The organism is Micromonospora sp. BL1, assembly GCF_003667485.1.
Lineage (GTDB): Bacteria > Actinomycetota > Actinomycetes > Mycobacteriales > Micromonosporaceae > Micromonospora > Micromonospora tulbaghiae.
This window is the reverse complement of the sequence record NZ_RCVK01000331.1, coordinates 1-15,717: the sequence shown is the minus strand read 5'-3', so window position 1 is coordinate 15,717 and position 15,717 is coordinate 1. Positions and strand designations below refer to the sequence as shown.

Below are 15,717 nucleotides of genomic sequence, written 5' to 3'. Positions count from 1 at the left end.
GAGGGGAAAAGGGCGGGCGCCGCGCCCCCGTCAGGGAGTGCGGCGCCCGGCCTTGGACTAGTGCGTCAGCGCTGGTCGAGGTTGCCTGCGGTGTCCTCCTGGTAGCTGGCGCCACCGTTGACCTCGCTGGTCAGCGGCTTGGCACCACCCTCGGGCGGACCGGCCAGGCTCTGCCCGGCGGCCAGCTCGGGGAACTTCGCGTCGAACGCCGGCCGCTCGGAGCGGATGCGCGGCATGCGGTCGAAGTTGCGCAGCGGGGGCGGGGAGCTGGTGGCCCACTCGAGCGAGTTGCCGTGGCCCCACGGGTCGTCGACCTCGACGACCGGGCCGGTCTTGTACGACTTCCAGCAGTTCCAGATGAACGGCAGCGTCGAGATACCGGTGATGAACGCGCCGATCGTGGAGATCGTGTTCAGCGTGGTGAAGCCGTCGGCGGCCTGGTAGTCGGCGTACCGGCGCGGCATGCCCTCGTTGCCCAGCCAGTGCTGCACCAGGAACGTGGTGTGGAAGCCGATCATGGTCAGCCAGAAGTGGATCTTGCCGAGCCGCTCGTCGAGCATCCGGCCGAACATCTTCGGGAACCAGAAGTAGATGCCGGCGAACACGGCGAACACGATCGTGCCGAAGAGCACGTAGTGGAAGTGCGCCACCACGAAGTACGAGTCGTGCAGGTGGAAGTCGAGCGGCGGGCTGGCCAGCAGCACACCGGTGAGACCACCGAAGAGGAAGGTCACCAGGAAGCCGATCGAGAACAGCATCGGCGTCTCGAAGGTGATCTGGCCCCGCCACATGGTGCCGATCCAGTTGAAGAACTTCATACCGGTGGGCACGGCGATCAGGTAGCTCAGGAAGCTGAAGAACGGCAGCAGCACCTGGCCGGTGGCGAACATGTGGTGCGCCCAGACGCTCATCGACAGGGCGGCGATGGCGATGGTGGCGGCCACCAGGCCCTTGTAGCCGAAGATCGGCTTCCGGGAGAACACCGGGATGATCTCGCTGATGATGCCGAAGAACGGCAGCGCGATGATGTACACCTCGGGGTGGCCGAAGAACCAGAACAGGTGCTGCCACAGCATCGGCCCGCCGGTCGCCGGGTCGTACACGTGGGCGCCCATCAGGCGGTCCGCGGCGAGCGCGAACAGCGCGGCGGCCAGCAGCGGGAAGACCAGGATCGCCAGCAGGCTGGTGACCAGCATGTTCCAGGTGAAGATCGGCATCCGGAACATGGTCATGCCGGGCGCGCGCAGGGTCAGGATCGTGGTGATCAGGTTGACCGCGCCGAGGATCGTGCCCAGACCGGAGATGGCCAGGCCGACGACCCACATGTTGGCGCCCACACCCGGGGCGTGGTCGGCGGTGCTCAGCGGCGTGTACGCGGTCCAGCCGAAGTCGGCCGCGCCGCCCGGGGCGATGAAGCCCGCGGTGGCGAGCGTGCCGCCGAACAGGTACAGCCAGTAGGCGAACGCGTTGAGGCGGGGGAACGACACGTCCGGCGCGCCGATCTGCAGCGGCACCACGTAGTTCGCGAAGGCGAACACGATCGGCGTCGCGAAGAACAGCAGCATGATCGTGCCGTGCATCGTGAAGAGCTGGTTGTACTGCTCGGGCGACAGGAACTGCAGGCCCGGTCGCGCGAGTTCGGCGCGCATGATCAGGGCCATCAGGCCACCGATCATGAAGAACACGAACGCGGTGACCATGTACATGATCCCGATCTGCTTCGCGTCCGTGGTGCGCAGCAGCCGCGCGATGGCCGACCCCTTGACCGGCTCGCGGACCGGCCAGGGCCGGGTCACGACCGGCTTGGGTGCGACGGTGGTCACGAGTGGCCTCCGGTTCTGGTTGTCCCGCTCGGCGCGCTGGTCATCGGCGCAGCCGTCATCCGCAAGGAGGATAGTCCCCGGTAGGTGGCCCCGCCGCGTGGGGTGGGCGGCTACGATCTCCCGCCCTCTAGAGGGGGCCGGTCAGGAGCCGGTAGTGCTCCCGGAAGATCCGTCCGCCGCGTCCGCGCAGCAACGGGTCGCGCAGCGCCGGCGGGACGTCGCGGGTGCGGTTGCGGTCCCGGGTCCGGTCCCGCACCCAGCGGGTACGCGGGCGGCGACGGCTCTCGTACGCGATCAGCGCGGCGTCGACGCTGCCGGCGGCCCGCAGCGACTCGGCGAGCACGACGGCGTCCTCCAGCGCCATGGCCGCGCCCTGGGACAGGGTCGGCGCGGTGGCGTGAGCGGCATCACCGACGAGCAGCACCCGGCCGTGGAACCAGCGTCCCAGCTCGACCTCCTCGGTGCGCTCGACGGACACGGTCTCCAGCGCGGCCAGCACCTCGGGCACCGGCCCGCCGTAGGAGCCGAACAGTTCGTGCAGGCGGGCGAGCGGGTCGGCGGGCAGCTCGGTGCCGGCCTCGTCGGCGTAGCAGTAGAGCCTCCCGGCGCCGAGCGGCACCACCAGGAACCCGGCCCGCTGGCCGAGCAGGGCGGTCCAGTCCGCGATGCGGGGGCCGCCGCGCACCAGGGCGCGGTAGACCACCTGCCCGGCGGGGCGTGGCGGTCCGCCGAGCGCGGCGAGCGTCCGTACCGCCGAGCGGGGCCCGTCGGCGCCGACGACCAGGTCGTACTCGCTGCTGGTGCCGTCGGTGAAGCCGACGGCGACCCGGCCGGGCAGCGGGTCGACGGTGCTCACCTCGGCGCCGTGGCGCACCGCGCCGCCGGCGCCGGTGAGCAGCACCCGGTGCAGTTCGGCCCGGGGCAGCGCCCGGCACTCCCCCACACCGGCCCAGAGCGCGTCGAGGTCGACCTCGCACAGCGGCGCTCCGGCGGCGTCGAGGAAGCGCTGGCGGCGGATCACCTGGCCGAGCGGGCGCAGCGGCCCGTCCAGGTCGAGCCGGCGCATCGCGCGGGCGGCGTTGCCCGGCAGGTAGAGGCCGGAGTCGATCGACTCGGTGGGTGGCAGCCGCTCGGTGACGTCGGGCCGGAACCCCGCCAGGCGCAGCGCCCGGGCCACGGCGAGGCCGGCGATGCCCGCGCCGACGACGAGGATGCGCAGGGGGGAACCACCCATCACGGGGTACGCCTCCGGAGGGGGATCGGAACGCGTTGGAGGCAAGACATTACTCGCCGCAACCAGACGGCGGAAGTGCCCGTGCGCCCCGGCGCTGGCCGCCGGTCGGCGGCGCACCCCGTCCCACCGGCAGGAATCCCGCCTCCATCTGGGGGAAGGGCACACTCGGGGCGACCCCTGGCGCCACCGGCCGGACGCGGAGCGTTAACGAGCCCGGTGCATTTGCGCAATGATTCGAGACATGTAAATGTGTTCCTTGCATCGTGGGAGCGCTCCCGCCCGTACCACCGACCGAACCGGCGCCGTCCCCGCGCCGAGCCAAGGAGCATCATGAAGCGTCCACTCAGGGCCCTCGCGGCGGCCGGACTGCTCGCCGCCGGCACCCTCGTCGCCGTCGCGCTCGGCGGCACCGCCTCCGCCGACACCCAGATCTGCGAGCAGTACGGCTCGACCACCATCGGCGGCAAGTACGTGGTGCAGAACAACCGCTGGGGCACCACCGCCCAGCAGTGCATCAACGTCACCTCGACCGGCTTCTCCATCACCCGGGCGGACGGCTCCGCGCCGACCAACGGGGCGCCGGTCGCGTACCCGTCGATCTTCGTGGGCTGCCACTACACCAACTGCTCACCCGGCACGAACCTGCCGGTGCAGGTGAAGAACATCAGCAGCGCGCCGTCCAGCATCAGCTACAACTACGTCAGCGGCGCGATCTTCAACGCGTCGTACGACATCTGGCTCGACCCGTCGCCCAAGCGCGACGGCGTGAACCAGATGGAGATCATGATCTGGCTCAACCGGCAGGGCTCGATCCAGCCCATCGGCTCGCCGGTCGGCACCGCCAGCATCGCGGGCCGCACCTGGGAGGTCTGGCGCGGCAGCAACGGCTCCAACAACGTCATCTCGTACCTGTCGCCGTCGGCCATCCCCAGCTTCAGCTTCGACGCGCTGGCGTTCATCAACGACACCCGTAACCGGGGTGCGATCACCAACGACTGGTACCTGACCAGCATCCAGGCCGGCTTCGAGCCGTGGCAGGGCGGCGTCGGGCTGGCGGTGAACTCGTTCTCGCAGAGCGTCAACACCGGCTCGAACCCGCCGCCCACGTCGGCGCCGCCGACCACGTCGGCCCCGACCACGCCCCCGCCGTCGGGTGGCGCGTCCTGCACCGTCACCTACAAGGCGGCGAACGTGTGGAACAACGGCTTCACCGCCGACGTGACGGTCAAGAACACCGGCTCCGGCACGATCAACGGCTGGACGCTGAACTACAACCTGCCCTCAGGGCAGACCGTCACCAACGCGTGGAACGCCACTGTCAGCCAGAGCGGCTCGGCGGTGACCGCCCGCAACGCCGGCTACAACGGCACGCTGGCGCCCGGGGCGTCGACCAGCTTCGGCTACCAGGCGACGCTGAACGGCAGCTACTCCGCGCCGAGCAGCTTCACGCTCAACGGCTCCACCTGCGCCCGGGGCTGACCACCGCGCACGGCGAGGGGCGCGGTCCGCTGCGGACCGCGCCCCTTGCACGTGTACGCCTCAGCCGGCGAGGGCGTCGACGTCGCGCATCTCCTCGGCGGTGAGCGAGAACCCGAACACGTCAACGTTGGCCCGGATCCGCTCCGGCGTGACCGACTTCGGGATCACCACGATCTCGTGGTCGATGTGCCAGCGCAGCACCACCTGAGCCGGTGACACGTCGTGCGCCTGGGCGATCCGGACCAGCACCGGGTCGGACAGGTCGCTGGTCTTGAACGGGCTGTACCCCTCCAGCGCCACGCCCCGGTCCCGGTGGGCGGCGTACGTCTGCCTGTCGTACAGCGACGGGCTCCACCGGATCTGGTTGACCGCCGGCGTCTCCTCGGTGGCCTGGATCAGCTCGTCGATCTGCCCGATCGAGTAGTTGCTCACGCCGACCGTGCGCGTCATGTTCTCGTCCCGCGCGGCGAGCATCTCCCGCCACACCGGGATGCTGTCGCCCGGCGCGGACGGCGGCCAGTGCACCAGCCACAGGTCGACGTAGTCGGTGTCCAGGGCGGCCAGGCTGGCCTCGATGGTCTCCCGCTCCCGGCCCACCCGGTCCGGCGGCAGCTTGGTGGTGATGAAGACGTCCTCGCGGCGCAGCCCGCTCTCCCTGACCGCCCGCCCGACCTCCTTCTCGTTGCCGTACATGGTGGCCGTGTCGATGTGCCGGTAGCCGGCGTCCAGCGCGGCGAGCACCGCCTGGAACCCGGCCTCGCCGGTGGCCTGCCACGTGCCGAAGCCGAGCAGCGGGATCCGGACGTCGCCGGTGAGCGGGAGGGTGGGCTGGTCGCTGTCCATGTCCCCCGTTCTACCCCGGTTCGCCGCACACACACCGGCATCCCGGCGCGCACGGCAGGTCTGGGGGAGGATGCGGGGATGGCGGACCGGCTGGACGAGTACCGGCGGAAACGGGACGCCGCGCGTACCCCGGAACCGGTGCCCGAGCGGGCTGCCGGGCGGAAGCGGTCCGCGCGGCGCGCGCCCCGCTTCGTCATCCAGCAGCACCACGCCCGCAGCCTGCACTGGGACCTGCGGCTGGAGCACGACGGCGTGCTGGCCTCCTGGGCGGTGCCGCGCGGCCTGCCCCGCGACCCGGGCCGCAACCACCTGGCCGTGCACACCGAGGACCACCCGATGGAGTACCTGACGTTCCACGGGGAGATCCCCGCCGGGGAGTACGGCGGCGGGCGGATGACAGTGCACGACACCGGCACCTACCGCGCGGAGAAGTGGCGCGACGACGAGGTGATCCTGGTGCTCGACGGCGAGCGCACGAAGGGCCGGTACGTGCTGTTCGCCACCGGCGGCCGGGGGCGGGACTGGATGATCAGGCGCACCGACCCGGCGCCGGAGGGCTGGACGCCGATGCCCGAGCTGGTCCGCCCGATGCGGCCCGCCAGCGGCGGGCGGCTGCCGCGCGACGCCGCCGCCTGGGGGTACGAGCTGCGCTGGGCGGGCGTGCGCGCGATGGCGTACGTCTCGGGCGGCCGGCTGCGGCTGCTCGACGGCGACGACACGGAGATCACCGGGGAGTACCCGTGGGCGCGGGCGATGGCCGAGGCGCTGGCCCCGGCCGAGGCGGTGCTCGACGGCGTGCTGGTGCGGATCGACCCGGCCGGGCGGGTCCGTCCGCCGACCCGGCGCGACGGGCAGTTCCTCGCCGTCGACCTGCTCTGGCTGGAGGGCGTGTCCAGCCTCGACGTGCCGTACGCGCAACGCCGTGACCTGCTCGACGGTCTGGCGCTCACCGGTCCGCACTGGCAGACTCCGCCGTGGTTCCCGGGAGTCGGTGCGGACGCCCTGCGGGCCGCCCGTGAGCAGGGGCTCCCGGGAGTGGTGGCGAAACGCCTCGACTCCCCGTACGAGCCGGGCCGGCGCAGCCGGCACTGGCTGAGCATCGACGCGAGCTGAGGACCACCGTGCACCTGACGCACCTGGAGTGCCCGCGCTGCGGTCGTGAACACCCGGCCGACGTGTTGCAGAACCTGTGCGGCTGCGGCTCGCCGCTGCTGGCCCGCTACGACCTCGCCGCGGTGGCCGCCACGGTCGCCCCGGAGCAGTTCGGGCTGCGCCCGGCCGACCTGTGGCGCTACCGGGAGCTGCTGCCGGTGGCCGATCCCCGGTTCGTCACCACGCTGGGCGAGGGCTGGACGCCGATGTGGCGCGCGCCCGCGTACGGGCACGAGATCGGCATCGCGGACCTGATCGTCAAGGACGAGGGGCTGACCCCGACCGGGTCGTTCAAGGCGCGCGGCGCGGCGGTGGGCGTGAGCCGGGCCCGGGAGCTGGGCGTGCGGCGGATCGCCATGCCCACGAACGGCAACGCCGGCGCGGCCTGGGCCACGTACGCGGCGCGGGCCGGGATGGGCGCGACCATCGCCATGCCGCTGGCCGCGCCGACCATCTGCCGCGAGGAGTGCCTGGCCGCCGGCGCCGACCTGCGGCTGATCGACGGCCTGATCAACGACGCGGGCCGGGAGATCGCCGAGCTGATCGCCGGGTCGGACGGCGGGATCTTCGACGCCGGCACGCTGCGCGAGCCGTACCGCCTGGAGGGCAAGAAGACCATGGGGTACGAGATCGTCGAGCAGCTCGGCTGGCAGGTGCCCGACGTGATCGTCTACCCGACCGGCGGGGGCGTCGGGCTGATCGGCATCCACAAGGCGCTGCACGAGCTGCGCGAGCTGGGCTGGGTGGAGGACCGGCTGCCCCGGCTGGTCGCGGTGCAGTCCACCGGGTGCGCGCCGATCGTGCGGGCGTTCGCGGCCGGCGAGGACCGCGCCACCCCGTGGGAGGACGCGCGCACCGTCGCGTTCGGCATCACGGTGCCCGCCCCGCTCGGCGACGAGCTGATCCTGTCCGCGCTGCGGGACAGCGCCGGCACTGCGATCGCCGTGGACGACGCGGAGATCCTCACCGACCTGCGCGACTTCGCCGCCCGGGAGGGGCTGCTGCTCTGCCCGGAGGGGGCGGCCTGCCTGACCGCCGCCCGGCACCTGCGCGCGGGCGGGTGGATCCGGCCGGGTGAGCGCGTGGTGGTGCTCAACACCGGCGCCGGGGTCAAGTATCCGGGCCTGGTGCACAGCGGGGCGCCCGTGTGACAGGCGAGGTCGTGGCGCCCCGCTCGACCGGAGGTCAGGAGGTGGGCGGCTCGTCCTCGCCCGCCTCCTCGGCGGCGTCCGCCTCCTCCTTCGTCTTGTGCACCGCGCCGTCGGCGTGCTCGGGCGGGCCGTAGACCGTGTAGAGCACCAGCGGGTTCGGCCCGGTGTTGACGAAGTTGTGCTTCGTGCCGGCCGGCACGACCACCAGGTCGCCGGAGACGACCTCCTTCTTCTCCCCGGCCACCCGCGCCTCGCCGGTGCCGCTGACGAACGTGAGGATCTGGTCGATGCCCTCGTGGACCTCCTCGCCGATCTCGCCGCCCGGCGGAATGGTCATGATGACCAGCTGGGTGTGCTCCCCGGTCCAGAGCACGCGGCGGAAGTCGGGACTCTTCTCGGCGACTGTCGCGATAGTGAAATGCTCCATGGCCCGCTCATACCCCGATCACGCGCCCGCCACGCCGGGAGTCGCAGATGGTGGAATTCCCCACGCCGATCCGGTTTGGATGCCCTCGGAAGGGGCATGTGCTGCCGACAAGACCGGCGCACTGCTGGGCCGGTCGAGCCAGGTCCCCGCCGGCGTACCGCCGTACGGCTGCGGTGGTGGGAGACGGCCGGAGCGCGGCGACGTTACGACCGGAGGTCGTGCGGCGCCGTGCGCTCGTCTGCGGGTCCGGTCAGGCCAGCACGGCCAGGTGGAACGGGCGGTCCGCGTGCCCGCTCGTGCCGTGCGTCTCGACGAACACCGCGTTGGCGATCCCCGAGCGCGGCGCCACCGTGATGACACCCTGCGGGACCAGCCCGTTCGCCGTCGCGGGGCCGACCGTCCCGACGTACGCCGCTCCGGCCACGTCCTGGTCGAACGCGACCTGGTACATCCCGGGGGCGAGCCGGGTGGCCGAGGTGGCGCCCAGGCCGCGGACGAGCCTTCCGTTGGCGTCGACCACGGCGAACAGCATGCGCGCGGTGGCCGGCAGCCCGACCGGCGAACACGAGTTGATCTCGGTGTCGGCGCGCGCGGCATCCCGCATGCTCGGGATCGGCTGGCCGGTGGTCTCCCTCCTTGCTCTACGGCTGGGCATGGTGATCCTCTCTCCCGCCGGTACGCCGGCCGGAGGCGTTCGTACGCTTCCGGGCGATCGTCGGCGATCACCCTCGATGATTCCGACGCTATGTCGGCGCACCGCCCGGCAACCACCCGGAGAACTGTCCGATCAAGGACATTGGACGGCTCTGAGCTGCGGAAACGTCTACCTGATCATCCATTGGCCGCCGGTTGGGACGGCCGGCTGCCGCATCGGAGCCGCCCGGAAACCATGACGCTGCGCAATCATCTGGCTACATTGAAGTATGGTGCAGCCGCTCCGAGGTCGACCGCCGGTCTACCGCCCGGTGCTGGCCGCACGGCGCGGAGAGCTGGAGGCGCTGACCCGGCTCGACGACACCTCGGCCGCGCTGCTCGCACCGGTCCTCGACGTCCCGGCCGACACACCGTCCATCGTGGACGCCCTGAGACGCCTTCCGGCCGGGCTGCTGCCCGCAGTCGACGTGTCGGCCCTGCCGGACGCCACCGAACACGACCCGGTCCGTTGGGGCGTACCGCTGGTGCCGGTGATCGGTCTCGCGGACAGCGACCGGCGGCTGGCCGCGCACGGCGCGGCGGCCCGGGCCTGGGCGCACCACGCGGTCGTCCGGCTGCGCCTCGGCCCGGACCGGGCCGGGCCGGACGCGGCCACGGCGGCGGCGGAACGGGTGTGGCGGGTGACGGGTCTGCTGCCCGAGCAGTGCGACCTGCTGCTCGATGCCGGCGACGTGTGCTGCCGGGCCGACGTCCGGCTGGCCGAGCCACGGATCCGGCGTGCGGCGCAGTGGGCCCGGCGGCACGCCTGGCGCTCGGTGACGACGGCGGCCGGTGGGATGCCGCCGGCCCTGTCCCGGCTGCCGGTGGACGAACCGGTCCGCGTGGACCGCTACGACTGGTCGCTCTGGCTGCGTCTGGCCGACCTGCGCCTCGGGTACGGCGACTACGGCGTGGGCTGCGCGGTGCGGGACGCGGACGAGCCCGGCGACCGGACACCGACGCTGCGCTGGGCCGCCGACGACGCGTGGTGGGTCTACCGCTGGTCGCGGCGAGGCGGGCGGGGCGACGAGCGGTTCGCCGACCTGTGCCGCACGCTCACCGCCGCGCCGCACTGGTCGCCGGCCGGGGCCGGCTTCTCCTGGGGCGACCACGAGATCGTCCGGCGGGCCCGGCGGGGCGCCGGCGCGGGCTCACCGGCCAACTGGATCGCGTGGAGCACGTCGCACCACCTGGCGCACGTGCTGGCCGCGCTGGTCCGGCCGGAACCGGACCAGCGCGCCGGCTGAACTCACTCCTTCTCGGTGAAGCCGAACTGGACCACGCCCTCCTCGTCGACCATCGCGTCCACCGACGTGTCGTTGAGCAGCTCGGCCGCGTCCGAGTCGAGGAAGATGCGCGCACCCTCGGTGTCCACCACCTGGTCGCCCTGCACCGGCTGCGGGACCAGCTCGATCGAGAGCGAACCGGCGTCGGTGTCGGCGGCGATGCGCAGCCCACCCGCGTCGGCCACGTCCTGCTGGGCGGCGAGGTCACGGATCACCAGGACGGCGTTGTCGGTCATGGTCAGCATGGCTGAACTCCTCATGGCTGGGTGTCGGGTTTCGCGGGCGACACGGCCCACGCGGTCGGCTCGCGACCCGGAAGCGGGCGAGACACCATCTCGCCGCACTGGAAGCAGGGCTGTTGCACGGCCCTCACCCCCACCGTGCCCGCTGCCCGGTCATCCGTCAAACGGAACCCGATGATCGGCCACTCCTCGGTGAGCAGGAGTTTTCCCCGGCCCGAAGCGGGAACACCGGGGGTTTGCGGCGCCCCCGCCGGTGGCCGCAAATAACCTTTCACTCCGGAGTCTTTTCCGCAGGAAATCTCCGTGGCAGCATCTTCCCATGCATCGTCGCCTATTTCCCCGGGCACTCGCGGTGCTGGCGCTGGTCGCCACCGCGGCCGCTGCCGGCACCACCACCGCCACAGCCGAAGCGCCCACCCCGGCGCAGACCCGGCTGAACGCCACAATCGACGCGGTCCTCGCCGACAGCCGTCTCGACGGGGCGCAGGCGGGCGTGGTCGTCGTCGACACCGCCAGCGGCCGCACGCTCTACGACCGCAACGGCACCCGGCGGCTCATCCCCGCCTCCAACACCAAGCTGCTCACCTCGGCGGCGGCGATGGAACTGCTCGGACCGGGTCACCGCTTCACCACCGAGGTGAGCGCCGACGGGCCGCGCCGCGCCGGGATACTCTCCAGCGACCTCTACCTGCGCGGCGGCGGCGACCCCACCATCCTCGCCGCCGACTACGACCGGCTCGCCGAGCAGGTCGCCGCGGCGGGCGTACGCGTGGTCGCGGGCGACCTGGTCGCCGACGACACCCGGTACGACAAGGGCCGGCTCGGTCCGGACTGGACCTGGGACGACGAGCCCTACTACTACGCCGCCCAGGTGTCGGCGCTGACGGTCGCCCCGGACACCGACTACGACGCCGGCACCGTGATCGTGCACGCCGCCCCGGGCACCCGGGCCGGCGCCCGGCCGAAGATCACCATGACCCCGGACAACGGCTGGCTGCGGATCGACAACCGGGCCGAGACGGTCGCCGACGGCGAGACCACCATCTCCTTCGAACGTGAGCACGGCGGCAACACGGTGGTCGTCACCGGCCAGATCGCGGTCGGCCAGGCCGCCGAGAGCGACTGGGTGACCGTGTGGGAGCCGACCGGGTACGCCGCCGACGTGTTCCGCTCCGCGCTGCGGCGACACGGCGTACGGGTGCTCGGCCGGACCGTGCTCGGCACCGCCACCCCTGATACCGCCAAGCCGCTCGCCCGGCACGACTCGATGCCGCTGGCCGACCTGATGGTGCCGTTCCTCAAGCTCTCCAACAACGGGCACGCCGAGGTGCTCACCAAGGAACTGGGCCGGCAACTCTCCGGATCCGGCACCTGGGCCGCCGGGCTGTCCGCGATCAGCGGGTACGTGGGCGACGCCGGCGTGGACACCGGCACGCTGCGCCAGCGCGACGGGTCCGGGCTGTCCCGGCGCAACCTCGTCCCGCCGGCCCAGTTCGTCACGCTGCTCTCGGCGGTCCGCGCCGAACCGTGGTTCGACACCTGGTACGCCGCGCTGCCGGTGGCCGGCAACCCGGACCGGTTCGTGGGCGGGACGCTGCGCAGCCGGATGGGCGGCACCGCCGCCGCGAACAACGTGCACGCCAAGACCGGCAGCCTGACCGGCGCGTCGGCGCTCTCCGGCTACGTCACCGACGCCGACGGGCGGCTGCTCGCCTTCTCGATCGTGCTGAACAACTACCTCACCTCGTCGGTGAAAGGGCTGGAGGACCAGATCGCGATCGCGCTCGCCTCGTACACCGAGAAGGAGACGGCAACCGCCCGGCGGACCGTGCCCGCCGCGCCCGAGTCGCCGCGCGTACCGGAGGGGCGGGAGTGCTCCTGGGTGAAGCCCGCGCTCTGCTGACCGGCCCGGCCGCCCCGGTGCTCAGGCGCCGGGGCGGTACGGACGCGGGTCGGCCGCGGGGTCACCGCGCTCGACCAGCGCGTCGATCTCGGCCGACGGCAGTCCGCGCAGCGTGAGCACCCGGCGGCCCCACACGTGCAGCCGGCACGGGTGCGGGCTGGCGTCGTTGCGGCAGATCGTCCCGCCCGACCAGGCCCGCGGCGCGTGCACCACCACCGCCCGCACCGCGAACTGGACGTCCTCGACCGTGACGTACGGCGGCATCGGGATCTCGCGCAGCACGTCACAGTCGGTGCGCGGACGGGCGGGGGCGACGGGGGCAGGGCCGGTCATCGGTCGGGCCTCCACAGAGGATGGTCGGACGGGACAACCGAAACGTACGACGCCCCGCCCGGCACGCGACGGACAAACTGTCCCCGCTCAGCGCAACGCCACCGCCTGGAGGCTCACGTTGCCGCAGTCGCCCAGTGACTCCTCCACCGTCCAGTTCAGCAGCAGCTTCGCGCCGCGCGGGGCGCGGAACCTGACCGTGAACTCGGTGGTGAGCGCGGTGTGCGGATCCTCCATCCGGAGCGTGGTCACCGGGCCGCCGCCGGAGACGCGCACGTCGAGGCGGCCACGGGCCATCCAGAGCCCGGCGTACAGACGCACCGTGCGCTGCTGCCCGTCGGCGGCCACCGACAGGTTGAACCCGCTGCCCCGGTGACAGGTGTAGACGCCGGTCATGGTGCCGCTCGCCGACGCGACCGGGTTGCCGTCACGCCAGGCGTACGCCTCGGGGTTGTTGTCGAAGCTCTCCCGCCGCCCCCGGCCGCCCTCGTCGCGGATCTCGCCGGAGCCGCCCCGCTTGCGGACCGTCCGGTCCGCGCCGGTCAGGCCCCAGTGGACCCAGTCGGTGGGGCCGGCGGCGGTGAGGTCCACGGTGGCGGGCACCTCGGCGCGGGTCACGGCGACGGTCGGCGGCGGCGCGGGCGTCGGTGACGGCGACGGCGTGGACGGCGTCGGACTCGGCGACGGTGGCCGCTGCCGGGGACGCAGCCCCGGGTTGACCACTGTGTCGTCGGCCTCGTTCGGCAGCCCGACCCGGCCGGGCGGCGCCACCGGCACTCCGGCGTGCTCCTCGCCAGGCGTGTCGTGCCGTTCGACGCCGAGGTAGACCGCCAGCATCGCCAGGCAGAGGAACGCGGCCAGCCCTTCCAGCATCAGCCGCCGCCTGCGGCGCAGTCGGCGCAACGCGGACCGGGTACGCGGAAGGCCGTGCCGGTGCGAGCCGGGGCCGGTACGCGGACGGTCCTCCTGGCCCACCACACCCTCCACTTCGGTCACGACACCGCCGGATACGACAGGTGTGCGACGGGCTTCACGGTGTCACCGCACGGCCCTTTGCGCCATATGTCGAGTGACGGGCGTTTCCAGTTCGTTACCTGGCGACCGCTCGCCGGACCGGCCGCTCAGCTTACCGTGATCGCCTGCAACGCCACCCCGTCGTTCTGCCCGCCGGTCACCGTCAGGGCATGCCACCTGATCAGCAGCCGCTCCCCCGGGGCCGCCCGGAAGCGGATGACGTACTGGTAGAAGCGATCGCCCGCGGCGAGGGCGACCTCGCGGACGGCGGGATCGCCACCGCTGGACAGCGACAGGTCGAGCCGCGCACCGGCCGAGAACGTGCCGACGAACAACCGGACCGTCCGCAGATCCCCGCTCCCGGCCACACTGAGCGTGAAGCTCTTCCCGGCGCCCCGCTGGAAGACACCCGCCCGGGTGCCGTCCTGACGCGCCGTCGGTGTGCCGTCGGTCCACCGGAGATCACAGGCGCCCGCGTTGTGCTCCAGCCGCTCGCCGCCCGGGTCCTGGATCTCGCCGGTACCGCTCGCCTTGCGATGGAAGCTGTCCGCGCCGGCGCCGCCCCAGTGCCGCCAGTCCCGCGTACCGAGCGCGGTGAGCGACAGCGCCCCCGGCAACGGTGCCAGGTCCACGTCGAGCAGCGGTACGCCGGGTGCGACCGGGTCGCCGGTGGCCGGCGTCTGATCGCGCGGTGCCTGGTCGCTCGATGGCTGCCCGCTCGAGGCTTGCTCGTTCGGGGCTTGCTCGTTCGGGGCTTGGTTGTTCGGCGATTGCTCGTTCGGGGCTTGCCCGCCGGGTGCCTGTTCGCTTGGTGCTGCCACCGGCGCGGTTCCCCGAGTCAGCGGAGGTTGCGTGGGTGACCGGACCGCGTATGCCAGCGCCGCCACCAGCCCGGTCACCGTGATTGCCGTCAGCAGGGCACGCCGGCGCCGACGGCGGGCCCGGGCGGTGGCGACCCGAGTGGCCGGGGCGTCGGGCGGGGGTCGCAGCGGGCCGGCGATCGGGGCGAGGATCCGACTCAGCCGGGTCTTCGCCGCCCGGGTTGCGGAGCACAGCCGGACGCCGAGCCCACCGGTCAGGCCGGTCAGACCGCCGGTCAGGCCGGTCAGACCGCCGGTCAGGCCGGTCAGGCCGCCGGTCAGGCCGGTCAGGCCGCCGGTCAGGCCGGTCGGGCCGCCGGTCAGGCCGGCCAGACGTGCCCGGAGACTCTCCCGGGCGGAGTGACGGCCCGGTCTCGCCTCCGCACCCGTCTCTTGCAGCGGCCCGAGGTCGGCCGGATCGCCCGGCTTGTGGGCGGTGACCGGCCGGGCGGGCGACGGACCGGACAGGTGCAGGCCGATCGGGGCCGGCCCGACCAGCGGAACCCGGCCGCCGGGCAGACTCGGACGCGGCTCGGGCACCGGCGCGGACGTCCCTGAAGCGAGCGGGCCCGGGTCGGGCGCCCCCAGCGCGAGCGGGCCCGGGGCGGGCGGCGCCGGCGCGAGCGAGCCCGGGGCGGGCGGCGCCGGCGCGAGTGGGCCGGGTGCGACGGGATCAGCCGGGAATGCGCCGGGTTTGAGGGGATCGGGTGCGACGGTAGCCGCCCCCAGGGGGTCGTGCGCTACGGGACCAGCCGCGAGTGCGCCTGCGGCGGGGAGATCGTGGTTCGCCGGGCCGGCATTGCGCGGAGGCGGCCAGACAGCGGTACCGGGCGGTTCCAGGTTCCCCGCAGGCACCGGATCGTCCAGATCGGCCGGTTGGCGGTCCGAGTCCCGGGGGGTCACCGTCCGGGGCACGGTGGGATCGGTGTCACCGGGCAGGCGACGTGGACCTGCGTACCGCTCCGGGGCGTCGGCCGGTTCGTCCGGCGTGGGCAGCCAGCCCCCGACTCGGATCCCGGTCCGTGCGACGTCGTCCTCAGCCACCGACCCTCCCTCGGCCACCGGCGGCGAGCGGCCCGCCCCGTGGCTCGCCGTAGGGAGAATGACACAGACCGCGATCTTGCAGAAGGCATCAGCCCTCGCAATTCCCACGCCCAAGCGGCTCCGAGTCGCCCGCAGAAGAGATCTTGGAAGAATCACGCCCCCATAGGGGCCACCCCGTACCAAGATCTCCCCAGCCCCGGCGCGACGGACGCACCCACCCGGCCCAGCCTCGTCGA

Annotated in this window: 14 protein-coding genes; 5 read left to right on the top strand and 9 right to left on the bottom strand. The window is 73.0% G+C overall.

Annotated elements, in window-relative coordinates; translation table 11 throughout:
- Positions 1-65: 65 nt before the first annotated feature.
- Together ctaD and EAD96_RS25120 are read right to left on the bottom strand one after the other, a co-directional pair.
- Positions 66-1,823 carry a cytochrome c oxidase subunit I gene (ctaD, locus tag EAD96_RS25125; protein WP_013284349.1) on the bottom strand — a complete coding sequence of 586 codons (1,758 nt, stop codon included), beginning with the start codon at positions 1,821-1,823 and terminating at the stop codon, positions 66-68.
- Between the two features lie 127 nt (positions 1,824-1,950).
- Positions 1,951-3,057 (bottom strand): FAD-dependent monooxygenase, encoded by a 1,107-nt coding sequence (locus tag EAD96_RS25120; protein WP_120571416.1) that lies wholly within the window; start codon positions 3,055-3,057, stop codon positions 1,951-1,953.
- Positions 3,058-3,387: 330 nt separating this feature from the next.
- Between EAD96_RS25120 and EAD96_RS25115 the strand changes: the two genes are divergently transcribed.
- Positions 3,388-4,536, top strand: a complete 1,149-nt coding sequence (locus EAD96_RS25115) for a cellulose binding domain-containing protein (RefSeq protein WP_120571417.1) — start codon at positions 3,388-3,390, stop codon at positions 4,534-4,536.
- 60 nt (positions 4,537-4,596) lie between these two features.
- On the opposite strand, the gene EAD96_RS25110 is transcribed toward EAD96_RS25115, so the two are convergent.
- The gene (locus tag EAD96_RS25110) at positions 4,597-5,379 is read right to left on the bottom strand and encodes an aldo/keto reductase (protein ID WP_121686004.1); all 783 of its coding nucleotides are present in this window, start codon (positions 5,377-5,379) and stop codon (positions 4,597-4,599) included.
- Between the two features lie 78 nt (positions 5,380-5,457).
- Between EAD96_RS25110 and EAD96_RS25105 the strand changes: the two genes are divergently transcribed.
- Both EAD96_RS25105 and EAD96_RS25100 read left to right on the top strand, forming a co-directional pair.
- On the top strand, positions 5,458-6,492 hold the full coding sequence (locus EAD96_RS25105; protein ID WP_121686003.1) for a DNA polymerase ligase N-terminal domain-containing protein: 1,035 nt from the start codon (positions 5,458-5,460) through the stop codon (positions 6,490-6,492).
- An 8-nt stretch (positions 6,493-6,500) separates the two neighbouring features.
- Positions 6,501-7,682: a threonine synthase gene (locus EAD96_RS25100; RefSeq protein ID WP_121686002.1), complete on the top strand. Its 1,182-nt coding sequence runs from the start codon at positions 6,501-6,503 to the stop codon at positions 7,680-7,682.
- A 34-nt stretch (positions 7,683-7,716) separates the two neighbouring features.
- Here the strand turns inward: EAD96_RS25100 and EAD96_RS25095 are convergent, their stop codons facing one another.
- The gene (locus EAD96_RS25095; RefSeq protein ID WP_013284343.1) at positions 7,717-8,109 is read right to left on the bottom strand and encodes a cupin domain-containing protein; all 393 of its coding nucleotides are present in this window, start codon (positions 8,107-8,109) and stop codon (positions 7,717-7,719) included.
- A gap of 250 nt (positions 8,110-8,359) precedes the next feature.
- Complete coding sequence (locus EAD96_RS25090) at positions 8,360-8,764, bottom strand: hypothetical protein (RefSeq protein WP_121686001.1); 405 nt, start codon at positions 8,762-8,764, stop codon at positions 8,360-8,362.
- Positions 8,765-9,032: 268 nt separating this feature from the next.
- Between EAD96_RS25090 and EAD96_RS25085 the strand changes: the two genes are divergently transcribed.
- Complete coding sequence (locus EAD96_RS25085; RefSeq protein ID WP_233586166.1) at positions 9,033-10,049, top strand: beta family protein; 1,017 nt, start codon at positions 9,033-9,035, stop codon at positions 10,047-10,049.
- 2 nt (positions 10,050-10,051) lie between these two features.
- Here the strand turns inward: EAD96_RS25085 and EAD96_RS25080 are convergent, their stop codons facing one another.
- Complete coding sequence (locus EAD96_RS25080; protein WP_013284340.1) at positions 10,052-10,333, bottom strand: iron-sulfur cluster biosynthesis family protein; 282 nt, start codon at positions 10,331-10,333, stop codon at positions 10,052-10,054.
- A 316-nt stretch (positions 10,334-10,649) separates the two neighbouring features.
- Here EAD96_RS25080 and dacB point away from each other — a divergent pair, with 316 nt between their 5' ends.
- Entirely contained in the window at positions 10,650-12,233 is a 1,584-nt protein-coding gene (gene dacB, locus EAD96_RS25075; protein WP_121686000.1) for a D-alanyl-D-alanine carboxypeptidase/D-alanyl-D-alanine-endopeptidase, read from the top strand.
- A gap of 21 nt (positions 12,234-12,254) precedes the next feature.
- Here dacB and EAD96_RS25070 read toward each other — a convergent pair whose 3' ends face one another.
- The 3 genes from EAD96_RS25070 to EAD96_RS25060 all read right to left on the bottom strand — a co-directional run bounded on the left by EAD96_RS25070 (position 12,255) and on the right by EAD96_RS25060 (position 14,977).
- Entirely contained in the window at positions 12,255-12,566 is a 312-nt protein-coding gene (locus tag EAD96_RS25070; RefSeq protein ID WP_013284338.1) for a hypothetical protein, read from the bottom strand.
- Positions 12,567-12,653: 87 nt separating this feature from the next.
- Positions 12,654-13,559: a hypothetical protein gene (locus EAD96_RS25065; protein WP_233586165.1), complete on the bottom strand. Its 906-nt coding sequence runs from the start codon at positions 13,557-13,559 to the stop codon at positions 12,654-12,656.
- Between the two features lie 125 nt (positions 13,560-13,684).
- Positions 13,685-14,977, bottom strand: coding sequence for a hypothetical protein (locus EAD96_RS25060; RefSeq protein WP_121685999.1), 1,293 nt, complete (start codon positions 14,975-14,977; stop codon positions 13,685-13,687).
- Positions 14,978-15,717 lie beyond the last annotated feature (740 nt).